This window comes from Mycobacterium asiaticum (assembly GCF_001673635.1).
GTDB classification, from domain to species: domain Bacteria; phylum Actinomycetota; class Actinomycetes; order Mycobacteriales; family Mycobacteriaceae; genus Mycobacterium; species Mycobacterium asiaticum_C.
Genome location: NZ_LZMH01000086.1, coordinates 13,397 through 32,298, shown reverse-complemented (window position 1 = coordinate 32,298; position 18,902 = coordinate 13,397). Strand labels below are relative to the sequence as shown.

The window sequence follows — 18,902 nt, the reverse complement described above, 5'->3', positions numbered from 1 at the left end:
CGGCACCCAGGCCACGCAGCTCGGACCGCACGTCATTCCCGTACGCGGCGGCCACGGCTGGGGACCCCGGGGCTGGGGACGGCCATGGTGGAACTGGTGGTGGTGACCAGCTAGCGCGAACAGACGCTAAAGCACCCATTTCGTGCCGAAATTGGGTGCTTTAGCGTCTGTTCGCGCCACTTAACGCGGCCCCTGTTACGGGTCGCGGGGGAGGCCCAGCAGGCGCTCGGCGATGATGTTCAGCTGCACCTCCGAGGTGCCGCCGTGGCCCCAGCCGCCGTGGCCGTGGCCGCCCCAACCGTGGCCGCCGCGTACGGGAATGACGTGCGGTCCGAGCTGCGGTGCCTGGGCGACGCTGGTGATGGTGGCGGGCGGTGCCGCCTGAGCGATGGGGGTGCCGCCGAACAACAGTGCCGAAGTCAACGCACCGGCGCCCACCGCACCGGCGGCCGCAATCCGGGCGCAACGCGGTGTGATCAACATTGGAACTCCTCCCAAGAGTCTTCGAATTGCCACCACCAACGCTATTGATAACTTCCTGGGCAAACCATGGTTATTTTATTTGGTTTAGCTGTAAATCTTGGCGCTATTTGTCATCATTACTGAAATACAATTTACTGAAACGCTGTGAACTGCTACTACTGCAATGCTGAAGTACTGATATACGTTGGATGCTTTCAGTAGATCAGTTCAAATTAATGCGCGGAGTAGTGCTGTAGCAAATTTGTTAAACGGGCGTACAGCAAAGGCTCAGGTAACACTCCTACACTGACTCACTGCTTGGCCCTCGGAGGAAGGTCGCCGCAGTGAGTATTGAACCGATCGGAGATGGGGTGCCGACGGAGCGCTTCGCCAACTACCGGCAAGCGCAGGCGCCCCGCATCCGCGAGCAGCCAACCGCCGGCTACCGCACCCGAAAACCGCCGGCCCGCATCCAGCGCACGCGCAGGACCGTCGACCTGTCCCCCGCCACCCACCGGGCGCTGGACATTTGGCAACGGGATGCCGCCGACCGCCTCGGACTGGCGCGGGTGACCGGTCAGGACGTGATCACCGCACTTATAGAGCAGCTTCTGGTCGACCCCAACTTGTCGGCCCAAATCGTCCGGGCGATTCAAGCCCGAAGAGTGAGCTAGAACCGCCTACCCGTCGGCGGCGCCACTCTTCTCGTCGGCCTTCTCGTCGGCTTTCTCGTCAGCTTTTTCGTCGGCCTTGTCGTCGGCCTTCTCGTCGGCCTTCTCACTGTCGCCAGAGTCAGCTTTCGCAGAGCCACCGTTCTCGTCGGCCTTCTCGGAGCCTTTCTCGGACCCCTTCTCGGACCCCTTCTTCGAGCCCAGGTCCTTCGCCTTACTCTTGGCTTCTTCCTTGTCGTCGACGTCGAGCTCGCGCAGCTCGCGCTTGAGGATCTTGCCGGTGGGGTTGCGCGGCAGCTCGTCGAGGAAGATGACCTCGCGCGGCACCTTGTACCTGGCCAGCTCCTCTTTCACGTGCTTCTTGAGGGTGTCCTCGTCGACATCGGAGCCTTCCTTCTTGACCACGAAGGCACGCAGCCGGTGGCCCCAGTCCTTGTCCTCGACGCCGATCGCGGTCGCCTCCACGACGTCGGGATGGCCGCTCAGGCAGTCCTCGACCTCGGCGGGGAACACGTTCTCCCCGCCGGAGACGATCATCTCGTCGTCGCGGCCGCTGACGAACAGCAGGCCGTCCTCGTCGAAATAGCCGACGTCGCCCGAGGACATCAGGCCGTCGATGATCTCCTTGTGGCCGCCGCCGGTATAGCCCTCGAACGGGAAAGCGTTGCCGACGAAGATCCTCCCGACCTCGCCCTGCGGCTTCTCCTTGCCGTTGTCGTCCAGGATCTTCACTTTCACGCCCTTGACGACAGGCCCAACCGTCGCGGGATCCTTTTCCAGGTCCTTGGGCCCGGCGATGGCCGCGAACGCGATCTCGGTCGAGCCGTACATGTTGTAGATCACCGGCCCAAAGTCCTTGAGCGCGCGAGATGCCAGCTCGGCACCCAGCTGCGAACCAGACACGAAAATGATCTTGAGGTTGGACAGGTCGGGCTTCTTGTCCATCTTCTCGATCGCATCCAGCAGCCGGGACAGCATCACCGGCACCACGACCATGGCGGTCGCCTTGTGCTTCTCGAGGTCTTCGAGCACCAGCGGGGGCTTGAACTTGCGGCGCAGCACCAGCGTGGAGCCCAGGAACATCGCGATCGTGGCGTGCAGAAAGCCCAGCGCGTGGAACATCGGCGCCGGCAGCGAAGTGATCTCGTTGGCCTTGAACGGCACGTGCGACAGGATGCCGCCGACCGGCGCCAGCGTCGGCGGGGTGCTCCGGTTCGCCCCCTTGGGGGTTCCAGTCGTGCCGCTGGTCAAAATGATGATCGACGCGTGCTTGCCGGCCTTCGGGGCCGGATCCTTACTGCTGCGCTTGATCAGGTCGGCCAGCGTCTCGTCCTGGCTGCCGGAGTCTTCGTCGCTGTCCGGGTTGGTGCCCAGCGCCCGCAGCTTGCCCAGTTCGGGTTCGGCTTTGCTGACGGTCTTGGTGTACTCGTCGTCATAGATGATGATCTTGGCGCCTTCGCGCTCCGACACCTCCTTGACCTGCGGACCGGAGAATTCGCTGTTGAGCAGGATGATGCGGGCACCGACGCGGGCGGCACCGAAGTAAGCAATCAGGAACCAACGCGTGTTGCGGGCCAGAATGGCGACGCCGTCGCCGGCCTTGACGCCCTTCTCGATCAGCCCGTTGGCGACCGCGTGGGCGGCCTCGTCGAGTTCCCGGAAGGTGAACTCGCCCTCTTCGTCGATGCACGCCGCGCGGTCGGGAGTGCGGGCGGCGTTGAGGGCCGGCAGCATGCCGAATTCACCCCATTTGACGATGCCGCTGGCCAAAGTCGCATAGTTCTGCGGCGGTTCGATCCGGAACGCACCGGACTCGAAAATCTTGCGCACGTAGTGCAGTTCGGCGGCGCCGCGTTCAACGTATTGCTGGATTTTTCCGACGCCGGGCAGGTCGCTGAGGTTAGGCATAGTCCTCACCATATGTGACGGAGGTCGCAATGCGACCAGTAGGTTTCCACCGAATTACCATCGGCATCTATGACCAAACCCGTGTCGCTGGACGTGACCGGACGCGAGGTCACGATTACCCACCCCGACAAGGTCGTTTTCCCTGATCACGGGGCCACCAAGCTCGATCTTGTCCGCTACTACCTGAGCGTGGCCGACGGTGCGCTGCGCGGCGTATCGGGCCGGCCGATGATTCTCAAACGATTCGTCAAGGGCATCACCGAGGAAGCGGTCTTTCAGAAGCGAGCACCGGCCAAGCGGCCGGACTGGGTCGACGTCGCCACCCTGCGGTACGCCTCGGGCACCTCGGCCGACGAGGCGGTGATCCACGACGCCGCCGGGCTGGCCTGGGTGATCAATCTGGGGTGCGTGGACCTGAACCCGCATCCCGTGCTGGCCGATGACCTCGACCATCCCGACGAACTGCGGGTCGACCTGGATCCGATGCCCGGGGTCTCCTGGCAACGCATCGTCGACGTGGCATTGGTGGCCCGCGGCGTCCTCGAGGATTACGGCCTGACCCCGTGGCCGAAAACATCGGGCTCGCGGGGCTTCCACATCTATGCCCGGATCGCGCCGCACTGGCCGTTCACCAAGGTGCGGCTGGCCGCTCAGACCGTGGCGCGCGAGGTCGAGCGTCGCGCACCGGAGTTGGCGACCAGTCGGTGGTGGAAGGAAGAGCGGGAGGGCGTGTTCGTCGACTTCAACCAGAACGCCAAGGACCGCACCGTCGCCTCGGCCTACTCGGTGCGGGCCACCCCGGACGCGCGGGTGTCCACGCCGTTGCGCTGGGACGAGGTCGCCGACTGCAACCCGGAGGAATTCACCATCGACACGGTTCCCGACCGGTTCGCCGAGATCGGCGACCCGTGGGCGGGCATGGACGACGCGACGGGCGGACTCGACGCGTTGCTGGCCCTGGCCGAGGAGATGGGCCCGCCGGAACGGGCGCCCAAGGGGGCAGGCAAGAGTGCCCACGGTCGCCGACAATCCGTGATGCCGCTGATCGAGGTGGCACGCACCAAAACCAAGGACGAAGCCATGGCCGCGCTGGACGCCTGGCGGCAGCGCCACCCCGCAGCGGCCGAGCGACTGAAACCCGCCGACGTCCTGGTCGACGGGATGCGCGGGCCAAGTTCGATCTGGTACCGGATCCGGATAAACCTGCAGCATGTACCGGCCGAAGAACGGCCACCGCAGGAGAAATTGATCGCCGATTACAGTCCTTGGAAGAGGGGCGGGCAAAAGGGCGAGCAGGGATACACGTCGAGGCCACGACCACGCAACTGACGGTCGGGTAAAGCACGCGATACTCTCACGCTGTGCAACAGGGGTTTAGTCGGCGGGGATTTCTGCAGGTCGCCGCGGCTACCGGGCTGCTGGCGGCGTGCTCCGAGAACAAGCCGCCGCCAGGGTCGCCCGGTGGCGGGTCGGTGACGGTCACCCACCTGTTCGGCGAGACCGTCGTCAAGGAACCACCCAAGCGCGTCGTCAGCGCCGGCTACACCGAGCAGGACGACCTTCTCGCGGTGGGCGTGGTACCGATCGCGGTGACCAACTGGTTCGGCGATCAACCGTTCGCGGTGTGGCCGTGGGCGCAACCCAAACTAGGCCCGGCACAACCCGTTATGCTGAACCTGGACAACGGGATTCAGGTCGACCAGATCGCCGGGTTGAAGCCTGATCTGATCGTGGCGATCAACGCCGGCCTCGACGCCGACACCTATCAGAAGCTGTCGGCGATCGCCCCGACGATCGCTCAGTCCGGCGGCGACGCGTTCTTCGAACCGTGGAAGGACCAGGCCACCGCCATCGGGCAGGCGGTGTTTCGGGCCGACCAGATGAAGTCGCTGATCGCGGCTGTCGACGGCAGGTTCACCGATGTCGGCCAGAAGAATCCGCAGTGGAAGGGCAAAAAGGCGCTGCTGATGCAGGGCCGGCTCTGGCAGGGCACGGTGGTTGCCACCGTGGCGGGCTGGCGGACCGACTTCTTGAATCAGATGGGCCTGGTCATCTCCGACAGCATCAAGGCCTACGCCACCGATCAGCGCGCGGTTATCCCCCGCGACCGCATCAAAGACGTGCTCGACTCCGCCGATGTGCTGATCTGGTCCACCGAGAGTCCCGAAGACGAGCAGGCGCTGCTGGCCGACCCGGAGGTGGCCGGATCGGTGGCGACCGCCCAAAAGCGGCACATCTTCACCACCAAGGACCTGGCGGGAGCCATCGCCTTCGCGTCACCGCTGAGCTATCCGGTGGTGGCCGACCAACTCCCGCCGCAGATCACCAAAATCCTGGGCTAGCCGCACCTAGCATGAGCGTTTGCTAAGGCACCTCTGGCAGTGCTCGAAAGTTGATGGCCGACGCCGCAATTCCGGGGCTACCGTGAATTATGAATGTGACGGAGATCACCGAGTTGGCCTGTGACGTCGTCGACTACGGGGACCAGGCCCTGCTGCTGCAGTGCGGCAGCACCGCCGAAGTACTGGCGTGGGCCGATGCGTTGCGCGCCGCCGCCCTGCCCGGCGTCGTCGACATCGTCCCCGCGTCCCGCACCGTCCTGGTGAAGTTGCACGGCCCCCGCTTCCAGGGCATGACCCGCCAGCGGCTGCGCAAGCTCCGCGTCGCGCAGGAATCCGCCGAGTCGCTGACCGAGCCGGATCGGGAGGTGGTGATCGACGTCGTGTACGACGGTCCCGATCTGGCCGAGGTCGCGCGACTCGCCGGCCTGACCACCGCGCAGCTGATCAATGCGCACACCAGCACCCCATGGCGGGTCGGATTCAGCGGGTTCGCCCCGGGATTCGCGTATCTGATCGGCGGCGACGAGCGGCTTCGGGTGCCGCGTCGAACCGAACCGCGGACATCGGTACCGCCCGGGTCGGTGGGCCTGGCCGGTGAGTTCAGCGCGGTCTACCCCCGCCGGTCACCCGGCGGATGGCAGATCATCGGGCACACCGACGCGGTGATGTGGGACGTCGACCGACCGGACCCCGCGTTGCTGACAAGGGGCACGTCGGTCCGGTTCCGGGCGCACTAGGAGGCTCGCCATGACGACTCTGGAAGTGCTGCGCAGCGGACCGCTCGCCCTGGTGCAGGACCTCGGCAGGGCCGGACTGGCCCACCTCGGTGTCGGCCGGTCCGGCGCCGCCGACCGTCGATCGCACGCGCTGGCCAACCGGCTGGTCGCCAACCCTGACGACTGGGCCACCGTCGAGGTGACGTTCGGCGGCCTGTCGGTCCGGGTCCGCGGCGGCGACCTCGACATCGCGGTCACCGGAGCCGACACGGACCCGACTGCGAGCGGAATCATGTTCGGCACCAACAGCATTCACCACGTCCGGGACGGCCAGGTTATCTCGTTAGGCACGCCTCGGGCCGGGCTGCGGTCGTATCTGGCGGTACGCGGCGGCATCGGTGTCACACCGGTTCTGGGCTCGCGCAGTTATGACGTGCTGTCGGAGATCGGGCCGCTGCCACTGCAACCCGGCGATGTATTGCCGGTGGGCGAACACACCGCCGACTTCCCGGAACTCGAGCAGGCCCCCGTCGCCGCGATCACCGACGATGCGGTGGAGTTGCTCGCGATCCCGGGGCCCCGCGATGATTGGTTCGTCGACCCCGACGCCCTGGTACACACGGATTGGGTGGCGTCCGACCGCAGCGACCGGGTGGGCATGCGCCTCACCGGGCCGCCACTGCAGCACCGCAACCCGGACCGGCAACTGCCCAGCGAGGGGGTGGTACGCGGCGCAATTCAGGTGCCGCCCAACGGATTACCGGTGGTACTGGGTCCCGATCATCCGATCACCGGCGGTTACCCGGTGATCGGCGTGGTGATCGACGAAGACATCGACAAATTGGCGCAGGTCCGACCGGGTCAGCACGTGCGGCTGCACTGGGCGCGGCCCCGTCGGGCCTGGTGAACCCGGCCTGGTAGAACAGGATCGTGCACACCGCACGGCTGGTACACACCGCAGATCTCGACGGCGAGACGCGACGCGGGATCTGCCAGATGGTGACCGCGGCGTTCGCCGGGGACTTCGCCGATACCGACTGGGACCACGCGCTGGGCGGGATGCACGCGCTGATCTGGCATCACGGCGCGATCATCGCGCACGCCTCGGTGGTGCAGCGACGACTGCTCTACCAGGGCCGGGCATTACGCTGCGGCTACGTCGAAGGTGTTGCGGTGCGCGAAGATTGGCGGGGGCAAGGGCTGGTGCACGCGCTGCTGGACGGCGTCGAGCAGGTGATGCGCGGCGCCTACCAACTCGGGGCACTCAGTTCCACGGTGCAGGCCCGCCGCCTGTATGCCACCCGCGGCTGGCTGCCCTGGCTCGGTCCGACGTCGGTGCTGGCCCCCACCGGAAGGACCCGCACACCTGAGGACGACGGAACGGTGTTCGTCCTCCCGGTGAGCGTCCAGCTGGACACCGCTGCGGAATTGACCTGCGATTGGCGCGACGGAGACGTCTGGTAGTCCGACGGTAATCGAGCCCCTCACACGCGGCAGTGCGGTGCGGTGATCCGAAATTCATCCCCGGGTCACTGCCAGAAGCGCTCGCGCAACAAAGCATTCCTAGCGTGATCGGCAATCGATGAGTTAGGAGTCTGCATGTTCGCCGAGTTTCGGAGGTCACTGAGGGGCCGTTCGCACGTGATTTCCGACTGGGACCCCGAGGATGTGGCGGCCTGGGAAGCGGGCAACAAGAACATCGCGCGGCGCAACCTGATCTGGTCGGTGACGGCCGAACACGTGGGATTCTCCATCTGGTCACTGTGGTCGGTGATGGTGCTGTTCATGCCCGCATCGGTCTACGGATTCTCGGCCGGCGACAAGTTCTTGCTCGGCGCCACCGCCACTCTGGTCGGCGGCTGCCTGCGCCTTCCATACACCTTCGCCACCGCCAAGTTCGGGGGTCGCAACTGGACGATCTTCTCCGCGGTGGTCCTGCTGATCCCCACCGTATTGACCCTGTATCTGCTGGCACATCCCGGTCTGCCGTTGTGGCCTTACCTGGGGTGCGCCGCGCTGGCCGGGTTCGGCGGCGGTAACTTCGCCTCCTCGATGACCAACATCAACGCCTTTTATCCGCAACGGCTCAAGGGCTGGGCGTTGGCGCTCAACGCGGGCGGGGGCAACCTCGGGGTGCCCATGGTCCAGCTGGTCGGGCTGCTGGTAATCGCGACTGTTGGTGATCGCCAGCCGTACTGGGTGTGCGCCGTCTACCTGGTGCTGCTGGCCGTCGCCGGGGTCGGCGCCGCGCTGTACATGGACAACCTGCCGCAATACCGCATCGAAATGAACACGATGGTCAAGGTGCTGGCCGAGCCGCACACCTGGGTGGTTTCGCTGCTCTACATCGGCACCTTCGGCTCGTTCATCGGGTTCTCGTTCGCGTTTGGCCAGGTGTTGCAGATCAACTTCATGGCTAGCGGACAGTCCTCCGCGCACGCCGCGCTGCACGCCGCGCAGATCGCGTTCCTCGGGCCGCTTCTGGGCTCGTTGTCGCGGGTGTACGGCGGCCGGCTGGCTGACCGGATCGGGGGCGGCCGCGTCACCCTGGGTGTTTTCTGCGCCATGATCATTGGGGCCGGAATCCTGGTCAGCGGAAGCACTTTCGCCGAACACCACCATGGACCGGCCCCGACAACGGTAATGATCGGCTACATCGGGGGATTCGTGGCGCTCTTCATTCTGTCCGGCATCGGCAATGGCTCGGTGTACAAGATGATTCCGTCGATTTTCGAGGCTCGCAGCCACGGCCTCGGACTCGACGAAATGCAGCGCCGGCAGTGGTCGCGCTCCATGTCCGGCGCACTGATCGGATTCGCCGGAGCGATCGGCGCTTTGGGCGGCGTCGGCGTCAATCTCGCGCTGCGCCAGTCCTACCTGGACAGCGGCAACGCGACGTCAGCGTTCTGGGTGTTCGTCGGGTTCTACGTGGCCGCTGCACTGCTGACGTGGGCGGTGTACGTGCGCAGGCCACTTCGGGCAGTCAGCCCGGCAAGCCCGAGTCTGGCCTACGTATAGATCCCGGTATAGATCCCGGTATAGGTCCGGGTATCCGGGTGACCCGGATGTAACGGATCTCACTGGAATTCCAGTTGTCAGCGACTTTGCAGACAACTGGAATTCAACTTACAGCCGATATCGGCTCTCTCGAGTTGACTGCCGTCCATCATCGATGTGAGCATCGAAACAGATCGCGGCGCAAGCCTCTTGGACATCGAGGTGCCGCTGAGGTGCCCAGAAAGGTTGGGCAGTCGAGTGGGCCGTAACCATCACATCACCGAATGGAATCCCGAGGACGTAGCGGCCTGGGAAGCCGGCAACAACAAGATTGCGCGCCGAAATCTGCTCTGCACCACCGCCGGTGATCACGTCGCGTTCTCGATCTGGTCACTGTGGTCGGTGATGACGCTGTTCATGCCGGCGTCCGTGTACGGCTTCTCAGCCAGTGACAAGTTGTTGCTGGGCGCCGTCGCCACATTGGCCGGCGGCTGCGCGCGCATCCCATACACGTTGGGCATCGCGCGATTTGGTGGCCGCAACTGGACGGTGTTCTCCGCCTTCGTGTTGCTGATTCCCACCGCCGGCACCATCGTGTTGCTGGCCAACCCGGGCCTGCCGCTATGGCCGTACCTGGTATGCGCGGCACTCACCGGCCTGGGCGGTGGGAACTACGCGGCATCGCTGGCCAATGTCAATGCCTTTTACCCGCAACGACTCAAAGGCGCCGCCCTGGCCATAAACGCCGGCGTCGGCAACCTCGGGGTGGCCGTGATCCAACTGATCGGGTTGTTGGCTCTGGCCACGGCCGGACACCAAGCGCCGTACTGGGTCTGCGCGATCTACCTGGTGCTGCTTGCAGTCGTGGGCGTCGCGGCCGCGTTGTTCATGGACAACCTCGATCACGCCACGCCGCCGAATGCCATGCGCGCCATCCTTTCCGTCTCGCACACCTGGGCGATATCGCTGCTCTACATCTGCACGTTCGGCTCCTGGATCGGGTTCGCCTTCGCGTTCGGTCAGGTATTGCTGGTCAACTTCGAGGCACACGGCGAAACCGTTGCGCACGCGTCCCTGCACGCGGCTCAGATCGCTTTTGTGGGACCGTTGTTGGGTTCACTGGCCCGGATCTACGGCGGTCGGCTGTCCGACCGCATCGGCGGCAGCCGGGTCACCCTGGCCGTACTCGCCAGCATGATCGTGGCCGCCGGCCTGCTGGTGGGCATCAGCACCCATGAGGACAACCGGCCCGGCACCAGCGGTGCCTCGCTGATCGGTTACGTCGTCGGCTTTATCGCGCTGTTCATCCTGGCGGGCATGGGCAACGGATCGGTGTTCAAGCTGATCCCGTCGATCTTCGAAGCACGCAGCCGATCGCTGGACCTCACCGAGGCGCAGCGGCGGCAATGGGCACGGGCGATGTCGGGCTCACTGATCGGATTCTGCGCGGCGGTGGGCGCACTCGGTGGCGTCGGCATCAACCTGGCCCTGCGCGAGTCCTATTTGCGCAGCGGCACTGAGACAGCTGCATATTGGACCTTCCTGGCGTCCTATGTCGTTGCCGCGTGGCTCACCTGGGTGATGTATGTGCGTCGGCCCACCACCCCTGTGACGAAGAACGCAGTCGACAGCAATGCGGCAGCAATTGCCAGGTAACGCGATGGAAATGTGTCAGGCATACACAAGTGGTATGGCCCAGCCACCGTCTGCGCCACTGACTGGTTACCGGATCGCAGTGACATCGGCTCGTCGTTCGGAGGAGCTGTGTGCCCTGCTGCGCCGGCACGGTGCCGAGGTCTTCAGCGCCGCCGCGATCAGCATGATCGCGCTGCCCGACGACGACGAACTGCACCGCAACACCGAGGCGTTGATCGCCGACCCGCCGGATATCCTGGTCGCGCACACCGGCATCGGCTTCCGCGGCTGGGTGGCCGCCGCCGAGGGGTGGGGCTTGGCCACCGAACTCATCGATGCGCTGTCGTCCGCCCGGGTCGTGTCGCGTGGACCGAAGGCGACCGGCGCCCTGCGTGCCGCCGGATTGCGCGAGGAATGGTCCCCGGAATCGGAATCCTCGCAAGAGGTGCTGGAATACCTGCTTCAGGCCGATCTTTCAGGCAAGCGCATCGCGATCCAGTTGCACGGCGCGGCCGACGGTTGGGACCCGTTCCCCGAATTCATGGCCGGGCTCCGTTCCGCCGGCGCCGAGGTGGTCCCCATCCGGGTATACCGTTGGATGCCAGTTCCTTTGGGCGGTGAGTTCGATCAACTGGTCACCGGCATTGCCCGTCGCCAGTTCGATGCGGTGACTTTCACATCCGCGCCCGCGGCGGTGGCGGTGCTGGAACGCAGCCGCGAACTGGACCTCGAAGACCAGGTGCTCGACGCACTGCGCACCGGGGTACACGCGATGTGTGTGGGCCCGGTGACGTCCCGGCCACTGATCCGGCGGGGCGTACCCACCTCCGCGCCCGAACGAATGCGGTTGGGCGCCTTGGCCCGTCACATTGCCGAAGAACTGCCACTGCTAGGTTCCTGCAGCGTGAAAGCGGCCGGCCACCTGCTGGAGATCAGGGGAACCTGCGTCCTGGTGGACGGATCGGTCAAGACGGTGTCGGGATCGGGAATGTCGATCCTGCGCGCGCTGGCCAACCGACCCGGTGATGTCGTCGGACGCAACGAACTGCTGCGGGTGCTGCCCGGCAACGGTGATGACACCCACGCGGTGGACACCGCCGTACTCCGGCTCCGAACCGCTCTGGGCGACAGGAACATCGTCGCAACGGTGGTCAAGCGCGGGTATCGACTGGCCCTCGATACCGGTCCGGACGCCGCATGAGCCTGATCATGACCGCGCACGGCACCCGCCGCGCGGCGGGCGTCGCAATGGTCGGCGACCTCGCCACCCGGGTCAGTGAGCTGCTCGACCGCACCGTCCATGTCGCGTTCGTCGACGTGCTCGGACCCACCCCGAGTGAGGTGCTTTCCGGCCTGTCCGCGAGTGGCGACGACGGCCCGGCAATTGTGGTGCCGGCGTTCCTGTCTCGCGGCTATCACGTCCGCGCCGACCTGCCCGAACACATCGAGGCCAGCGGGCACCCGGACGTCACCGTCACCCAGGCGTTGGGACCCAGCCCGGAAGTCACCCGGATTTTGGGCCAGAATCTGCTCGCGTCCGGCTGGCGCCCAGGCGATTCGGTGATCCTGGCCGCTGCCGGTACCTCGGATCCGTGTGCGCGCAACGATTTACACAGCGCCGCGGCGGCGCTGTCCGCACTGACCGGATCTCGGGTCAATCTTGGCTTTGCCTCGACCGGTTTTCCGACGGTGGCGCAGGCAGTGGCCGACGCCCGGCGCCGGCGTGCGCGCCGCGTGGTCATCGCGTCCTATCTGCTGGCCGACGGGCTGTTTCAAGAACGGCTGCGTGACTCGGGGGCCGACCTGGTGACGCCGCCGTTGGGCACCGATCCCGGCATGGCGCGCTTGGTAGCGAACCGCTTCCGCAGCGCCGCCATACCGGCGGTCACTGGGCGCTATTCCCGGATGGCGTGACCAACGACACTTGATGTTTGCGGGCATCCGGGGTAATCCTGGCAACATGGCCCGTAACGAAGAGCCCTCGCGTGGACTCCTCGACGATGTGGCGAAGATGCTGCGTTTGCCTTTCAGCACACCAGAGTTCATCGACCGCATCTTCACCGGCAGTGTCAATCAGGTGGGCCGCCGCACGCTGTACATGCTGATCACCACCTGGGATGCCGCCGGTGGTGGGCCTTTTGCCGCGAGCGCGATCGCTTCGACCGGCCTGTCCAAGACCGCCGAAATCGTGCAGTCGATGTTCATCGGTCCGGTGTTCAACCCGCTGCTCAAGATGCTGGGCGCCGACAAGATCGCTGTTCGGGCGTCACTTTGCGCTTCTCAGCTCGTTGGGCTGGGCATCATGCGTTACGGGGTTCGTTCCGAACCGCTGCACTCGATGACGGTGGAACAGCTGGTGGATGCGATCGGTCCGACGATGCAGCGCTACCTCGTCGGCAAGATCGATTAGGCAGCCATCCGTTCGAGGTCGTACCGACCGACCTGAACCTGGCCGTCGGCGGTCAGGCGCACCGGGTACACCGGCACCGAGACCTTCGGGTCGTCCAGGCAGGTTCCATCGTCGAGGGCGAAGGCCTGCTTGAGGATCGGTGACTGCACCGTGACCCGGCCGGCGCGGTCACCGACGATGCCGCGCGACATCACCGCGGCCCCGGAGAACGGATCGACGTTGCCCACCGCGTGCACCGAGCCGTCGTCGAGCCGGAACAGCGCGGCCTGGGAGCCGTCGTCCAGCAGGACGCCGACGCCACGGCCCGGGATCAGGTGGTCGTAATCGCAGGCGGTGGTCCAAACCTGAATGTCGTTGAGAAGTGTCATGGTTCCTCCCTGGTTAGGATCGGACGCGCGGAATGCCAATGGGCACAGGAACTTTGCGTCCGGCACGTTCGGTGAAGGTAACAGTGGGGTCGGCGGTGTCGGGCGCGTTGACGAACGAGACGAACCGCGACAGCTTGTCGGGATCCTCGAGCACGCCCTTCCATTCGCACTTGTAGTTGTCGACGTGGCGCTCCATGGCCGCCTCGAATTCCTCGGCCAGCCCCAGCGAGTCGTCGCAGACGACCTCGCGCACGTGGTCCAATCCCAACGACTCCACCCAAGGCGCGGTGCGCTGCAGCCGGTCCGCGGTGCGGATGTAATACATGAGGAAGCGGTCGATGTAGCGGACCAGCGTGGGGGTGTCCAGGTCGCCGGCCAGCAATTGCGCATGCTTGGGCGTCATCCCACCGTTGCCACCGACGTAGAGGTTCCAGCCCTTCTCGGTGGCGATGATGCCGACATCCTTGCCGCGCGCCTCGGCGCATTCCCGCGCGCAGCCGGACACGCCCAGCTTGATCTTGTGGGGCGCCCGCAGTCCGCGGTAGCGCAATTCGAGGTCGATGGCCAGTTGCACCGAGTCCTGCTGCCCGTACCGGCACCAGTCGCTGCCCACACAGCTTTTCACGGTGCGCAATGCCTTCCCGTAGGCGTGGCCTGACTCCATTCCGGCGTCCACCAACCGCTTCCAGATCGCCGGCAGTTGATCCACCGTGGCACCGAACATGTCGATCCGCTGACCACCGGTGATCTTGGTGTAGAGGCCGAAGTCCTGCGCGATCTGGCCGATCAGGATCAGGTGCTCAGGCTTGATGTCGCCACCGGGAACCCGCGGCACCACCGAATAGCTGCCGTTCTTCTGGATGTTGGCCAGGAAGTGGTCGTTGGAATCCTGCAGCGCGGCCTGCTCGCCGTCCAGGATGTGGTCCGATCCGGTCGACGCCAGGATCGAGGCGACGACGGGCTTGCAGATGTCGCAACCCTTCCCGCGGCCGAAGCGCTCCAGCAGCCCGGAGAAGGTGCGGACCTCGGTGGCGGAAATGATCTCGAACAGCTCGGCCCGCGACTGTGCGAAGTGCTCACACAGCGCCTTGGATTGCTCCACGCCCTCGGCTTCGAGCAGCTGCTTCAGCAGCGGAACGCACGACCCGCACGAGGTCCCGGCCGAGGTGCACGCCTTCAGCGCCGGCACGTCGCCGCAGCCCTCGGCGATGGCGCACTTCAAGTCACCTTTGGTGACGTTGTTGCAGGAGCAGATCTGCGCGGAATCCGGCAGCGCGCCGATGCCCAGGGCGCCGGCTCCGTCACCGGCCGGCGCGATCAGCGCCAGCGGGTCGCCCGGCAACTCACTGCCGACCATCGGACGCAGCACCCCGTAGGACGAGGCGTCGCCCACCAGTACCCCGCCCAACAACGTCTTGGCATCGTCGGACAACACCAGCTTGGCGTAGGTGCGGTTGACCGCGTCGTTGATGACGACCTCGAGGCAGTTCTCCGTAGTACCCATCGCATCGCCGAAACTGGCCACGTCCACGCCGAGCAGCTTGAGCTTGGTGGACAGGTCAGCTTCGGAGAATTCGGCGACTCCGTCCAGCAGCCGGTCAGCCACCACCTCGGCGCTGGTGTAGCCGGGCCCGACCAGTCCGTAGCACCGGCCCTCGATCGCGGCCACCTCACCCACCGCGAAGATGTCGGGATCGCTGGTGCGGCAGGACAAGTCGGTCAGGACACCACCCCGCGGCGCGACGTCCAGGCCGGCCGCACGCGCCAACTCGTCGCGCGGGCGGATACCGGCCGCGAAGATCACCACGCCGGCGTCAATGATCTGCCCGTCGGAGAGGCTGACCCGGACTGCGCCTGAGTCATCCACGGCGGCAATGGCTTCGGTGCCCGTCCCGACGTGGATGGCGATGCCGAGGTCGCCGATCATCCTGGCCAGCAGCGCGCCGCCGGCCTCGTCGACCTGCTGGGCCATCAGCCGCGGCATCATCTCGACGACGTGCGTCTGTAATCCGAATTGGCGCAGCGCATTCGCCGCTTCCAGGCCCAGCAGCCCACCACCGATCACCACTCCAGCACCGTGACCACCCTCCACCGTGCATTGCGCACCGGCGCGGATGGCGTCGAGGTCGTCCAGGGTCCGGTAGACGTGGCACGACGGCAGGTCATGACCGGGCACGGGCGGGACGAAGGCGTAGGAGCCGGTGGCCAGAACCAGCACATCGTAGGCGTGTCGGTCACCGTCGGCAGTCACCACCGCCTTTGTCTCGCGATCGATTTCGACGACGCGGGTGTCCAGTAGCAGTTCGACCCTTTCGTCACCGGCGTAGTCATTACCCGGTAACGCCAGCTTGGTGCGGTCCCAGCTCTCGGTGTAGGAGGTCAGGCCGACGCGGTCATAAGCTGCGTCGGTCTCTTCGGCCAGCACGGTGATCAACCAGCTGTTGCTGGTATCCCGGGCACGCAGCGCCTCGACGAACCGGTGACCGACCATGCCGTGACCGACCACGACGACGCGCCGGACATCCGGGCGCGCGCCAGTAGTAGTTCCGGCAGAAGACATGTCAAGAGACTACGAAGGCGATGTTGCCGAAAATGACGCGAAATGTGACGCGTGCATCACGCTGGCATCACACCTGTCAATTATCTGTGTGACCCCGTTCGCTTCCGGCGAACGGCCAAGTGGAACTTTAGCGTATCCGACTCAGGTTTTACTGGGTAGCCGACCGACACAGCGTCGGGTTCAGCAAACTCACAACGAAGAATAAGGAGTTATCCATGAGTAATCTCGCCTTGTGGTCGCGACCGGCGTGGGACACCGACCGATGGCTGCGAGACTTTTTCGGTCCGGCTTCCGCGGACTGGTTCAAGCCAGTGAACATGGGTTTTACCCCCGCCGCTGAAATCGTCAAGGACGGCGAGGACGCCGTAGTCCGCCTCGAGCTGCCCGGTGTCGACGTCGAAAAGGACGTCAAGGTGGAGGTCGACGGTGGCCGCCTGGTCATCCATGGCGAACACCGCGACGAGCATTCCGAGGACCAGGACGGACGTACCCTGCGGGAGATCCGTTACGGCTCGTTCCGCCGGTCGTTCCAGCTGCCGGCCCACGTCACCAGCGAGGCCATCGCGGCGTCGTATGACGCGGGCGTGCTGACCGTACGGGTGGCCGGTGCGTACGCGGGCTCTGAGCCGAAGCGCATCGCGATCACCAAGTAACCGAGCCGAGCCGCCGGGCGTGGCGCCTATGGGCCGGCCACGCCCGGCGGCGTGGTTTTCGGCAACGGTGTCAGCGCCAGCGGGCGAGCAGCTCGTTGGCCCTGGCCGACAGCGCGTATTGCAGGAACGGCCCGAAGCTGATGCGGGCCACGCCCAGCGGACCGAAAGCGGCCGGGTCGTCCTGCTCCGGCGCCGCGATCGCATTGACCGGCAGGGGCAGCTCAGTTGCCAAGCGGCGCAACGTTTCCGGTTCGTGGCGCCCCACCGGATAGAGCACGTCGGCTCCCGCGCCGGCGGCCTCGGTCAGCCGCGCGACGGCCACATCGACCAGGTCAGTCGGGTCGGGGCCAGCGTTCTGCAGAGCGCCGTTGCGCAGGAACACATCGGTGCGGGCGTTGATCACCACGTGCACGCCGGTGGCGTCCGCCGCCGCGCGCAATGCGCCGACGAGTTCGGCGTGTTCGGCGGATGACCGCAACCGCCCGCCTTCGGAATGCACCGTGTCCTCGATGTTAAGTCCGACGGCGCCGACGCCCACCAGACCCTCGATCAGGCGTGCCGCCGGCAGTCCGTAGCCGGACTCGATGTCGACCGACACCGGCACCGACCCCAATTCCGCGACGGCCGCGGTGATTTGAGCGACCCGGGCCAGCACGTCGTCGAACGACATGCCCTCGTTGTCGGGTTTGCCGATCGAATCGGCCAGCGGATGGCTGCCAACGGTCAGCGCGCCGAACCCGGCCTGCACCGCCAGCCGGGCCGACCAGGCGTCCCACACCGTCGGCAGCACCACCGGGTTTCCCGGCTGGTGCAGATCCAGCAGCGCCCGGGCGCGTTCGGACTGGCCAGGTACTTCCGGCATGGTGCGCTGCTTTCTCCCCGTGCGGTATGTGGAGAAGCGGATATTATCGGTTGACGTACTGTGATCCGTAACACCTTCAGCCACTGGGAGCATGCATTGTCCACGACTACCGAACTCACCGAACTGCACGACCTCATGCGGGGCCTGCGGCGGTGCGTCACCTCGCTGAAAGCACGGTACGGCGACAACCCGGCCACCCGGCGCATCATCATCGACGCCGACCGGATCCTCAGCGACATTCAGCTACTCGACACGGACGTGGCCGAATTGGACCTCGCCCGCGCGACGGTTCAGCAGTCCGGCGAGAAGATCGCCATCCCCGACACCCAGTACGACAGCGACTTCTGGCGCGATGTCGACGACGAGGGTGTCGGAGGTCACAGCCGGTACTGACGGCGACGCCCGCCTCAAGAACAGGCGGTTCCCCTGTGTAACCTTCGGACTAACAGCCCGTTCGAAGAGGAACACATCTAGATGAGCGCACCAGCGGCGAGCCGTTCTGAGTCCGGCGTCTTTTCACCTACGCGCGCCCGAATCGCGCAGAAGACGCTCCGCCCGGAGAAGTGGTGGCTACAGCCGCTGCGGATCAATCTGGGCTTTGCAGCATTCGTCATCTACGCGACGGCCCGCGCGTTCCAGCAGCAGCACTTCTACGTCCCGCAGTACCACTACCTGACGCCGTTCTACTCCCCCTGCGTCAGCACGGCCTGCGGCAAGGCCAGCGAGTTCTGGCCGCAGATCCTGCCGGACGTGTGGTGGCTGCCGTATGCGGCGCTGACGCTGCCGTTCCTGCTCCTGTTCCGGCTTACCTGCTACTACTACCGCGGCGCCTACTACCGCACGGTCTGGCAGTCGCCGACGGCGTGCGCGGTGGCCGAGCCGCGGGTGCACTACACGGGTGAGACCAGATTCCCGCTGATCATCCAGAACTCGCACCGGTACTTCTTCTACATCGCCGGCATCATCTCGGTGATCAACACCTACGACGCGATCGTGGCGTTCCATTCCGAAACCGGGCCGGGTGGATTCGGTTTCGGCCTGGGCAATCTGATCCTGCTCGGCAACGTCATCATGCTGTGGATCTACACGCTGTCCTGCCACTCCTGCCGGCACGTCACCGGCGGCCGTCTCAAGCACTTCTCCAAACACCCTGTGCGGTATTGGATCTGGGAGCAGATCAGCAAGATCAACGTCCGGCACAAGCAATTCGCCTGGATCACGCTGGGCACCCTGATGCTGACCGACTTCTACGTTGCGCTGGTCGCCAGCGGCACCATCTCTGACTTGAGATTCATTGGCCACTGAGCCAATTCATCGA

17 protein-coding genes and 2 pseudogenes are annotated in these 18,902 nt (G+C 65.5%); 14 read left to right on the top strand and 5 right to left on the bottom strand.

The features are described from left to right. Positions 1-195: 195 nt before the first annotated feature. Positions 196-267: pseudogene (locus tag A5645_RS29515) on the bottom strand (hypothetical protein); the annotation flags it as partial. Between the two features lie 539 nt (positions 268-806). On the opposite strand from A5645_RS29515, the gene A5645_RS27970 reads away from it, so the two are divergent. Then, complete coding sequence (locus A5645_RS27970) at positions 807-1,136, top strand: ATPase (protein ID WP_436405533.1); 330 nt, start codon at positions 807-809, stop codon at positions 1,134-1,136. A gap of 243 nt (positions 1,137-1,379) precedes the next feature. On the opposite strand, the pseudogene fadD2 reads toward A5645_RS27970, so the two are convergent. Continuing rightward, positions 1,380-3,041 (bottom strand): annotated as a pseudogene (gene fadD2, locus A5645_RS26695) (long-chain-fatty-acid--CoA ligase FadD2); the annotation flags it as partial. 69 nt (positions 3,042-3,110) lie between these two features. On the opposite strand from fadD2, the gene A5645_RS26690 reads away from it, so the two are divergent. From A5645_RS26690 to A5645_RS26645, 10 genes are all read left to right on the top strand, one after another. After that, positions 3,111-4,370, top strand: coding sequence for a DNA polymerase domain-containing protein (locus A5645_RS26690; RefSeq protein ID WP_065131655.1), 1,260 nt, complete (start codon positions 3,111-3,113; stop codon positions 4,368-4,370). A gap of 32 nt (positions 4,371-4,402) precedes the next feature. Next, on the top strand, positions 4,403-5,383 hold the full coding sequence (locus A5645_RS26685; protein WP_065131654.1) for an ABC transporter substrate-binding protein: 981 nt from the start codon (positions 4,403-4,405) through the stop codon (positions 5,381-5,383). 89 nt (positions 5,384-5,472) lie between these two features. Then, a complete protein-coding gene (locus A5645_RS26680; RefSeq protein WP_065131653.1) occupies positions 5,473-6,120 on the top strand; it encodes a 5-oxoprolinase subunit B family protein in 648 nt (215 codons plus the stop codon). Positions 6,121-6,130: 10 nt separating this feature from the next. After that, entirely contained in the window at positions 6,131-7,006 is an 876-nt protein-coding gene (locus tag A5645_RS26675; protein WP_065131652.1) for a 5-oxoprolinase/urea amidolyase family protein, read from the top strand. A gap of 20 nt (positions 7,007-7,026) precedes the next feature. Beyond that, positions 7,027-7,563, top strand: coding sequence for a GNAT family N-acetyltransferase (locus tag A5645_RS26670; protein WP_065036127.1), 537 nt, complete (start codon positions 7,027-7,029; stop codon positions 7,561-7,563). A gap of 135 nt (positions 7,564-7,698) precedes the next feature. Then, the gene (locus A5645_RS26665) at positions 7,699-9,117 is read left to right on the top strand and encodes a nitrate/nitrite transporter (RefSeq protein ID WP_065131651.1); all 1,419 of its coding nucleotides are present in this window, start codon (positions 7,699-7,701) and stop codon (positions 9,115-9,117) included. 237 nt (positions 9,118-9,354) lie between these two features. Further along, positions 9,355-10,752 carry a nitrate/nitrite transporter gene (locus A5645_RS26660; protein ID WP_065131650.1) on the top strand — a complete coding sequence of 466 codons (1,398 nt, stop codon included), beginning with the start codon at positions 9,355-9,357 and terminating at the stop codon, positions 10,750-10,752. A 34-nt stretch (positions 10,753-10,786) separates the two neighbouring features. After that, the gene (locus A5645_RS26655) at positions 10,787-11,932 is read left to right on the top strand and encodes a uroporphyrinogen-III synthase (RefSeq protein WP_065131659.1); all 1,146 of its coding nucleotides are present in this window, start codon (positions 10,787-10,789) and stop codon (positions 11,930-11,932) included. Further along, on the top strand, positions 11,929-12,645 hold the full coding sequence (locus A5645_RS26650) for a sirohydrochlorin chelatase (protein ID WP_065131649.1): 717 nt from the start codon (positions 11,929-11,931) through the stop codon (positions 12,643-12,645). The genes A5645_RS26655 and A5645_RS26650 overlap by 4 nt, the downstream gene beginning before the upstream one ends. 46 nt (positions 12,646-12,691) lie before the next feature. Then, on the top strand, positions 12,692-13,141 hold the full coding sequence (locus tag A5645_RS26645; protein ID WP_036351527.1) for a TetR/AcrR family transcriptional regulator: 450 nt from the start codon (positions 12,692-12,694) through the stop codon (positions 13,139-13,141). Here A5645_RS26645 and nirD read toward each other — a convergent pair. Together nirD and nirB are read right to left on the bottom strand one after the other, a co-directional pair. Next, the gene (gene nirD / locus A5645_RS26640; protein WP_065036132.1) at positions 13,138-13,509 is read right to left on the bottom strand and encodes a nitrite reductase small subunit NirD; all 372 of its coding nucleotides are present in this window, start codon (positions 13,507-13,509) and stop codon (positions 13,138-13,140) included. The genes A5645_RS26645 and nirD overlap by 4 nt on opposite strands. Positions 13,510-13,522: 13 nt before the next feature. Further along, a complete protein-coding gene (nirB, locus tag A5645_RS26635; protein ID WP_081288583.1) occupies positions 13,523-16,069 on the bottom strand; it encodes a nitrite reductase large subunit NirB in 2,547 nt (848 codons plus the stop codon). Between the two features lie 215 nt (positions 16,070-16,284). On the opposite strand from nirB, the gene A5645_RS26630 reads away from it, so the two are divergent. Next, a complete protein-coding gene (locus A5645_RS26630; protein WP_065131648.1) occupies positions 16,285-16,722 on the top strand; it encodes an Hsp20/alpha crystallin family protein in 438 nt (145 codons plus the stop codon). Between the two features lie 70 nt (positions 16,723-16,792). On the opposite strand, the gene A5645_RS26625 is transcribed toward A5645_RS26630, so the two are convergent. After that, positions 16,793-17,584, bottom strand: a complete 792-nt coding sequence (locus A5645_RS26625) for an isocitrate lyase/PEP mutase family protein (protein WP_065131647.1) — start codon at positions 17,582-17,584, stop codon at positions 16,793-16,795. A gap of 96 nt (positions 17,585-17,680) precedes the next feature. On the opposite strand from A5645_RS26625, the gene A5645_RS26620 reads away from it, so the two are divergent. Continuing rightward, positions 17,681-17,977: an Rv0250c family protein gene (locus A5645_RS26620; protein ID WP_065036141.1), complete on the top strand. Its 297-nt coding sequence runs from the start codon at positions 17,681-17,683 to the stop codon at positions 17,975-17,977. 81 nt (positions 17,978-18,058) lie between these two features. After that, complete coding sequence (sdhC, locus tag A5645_RS26615; protein WP_065131646.1) at positions 18,059-18,889, top strand: succinate dehydrogenase subunit SdhC; 831 nt, start codon at positions 18,059-18,061, stop codon at positions 18,887-18,889. Positions 18,890-18,902 lie beyond the last annotated feature (13 nt).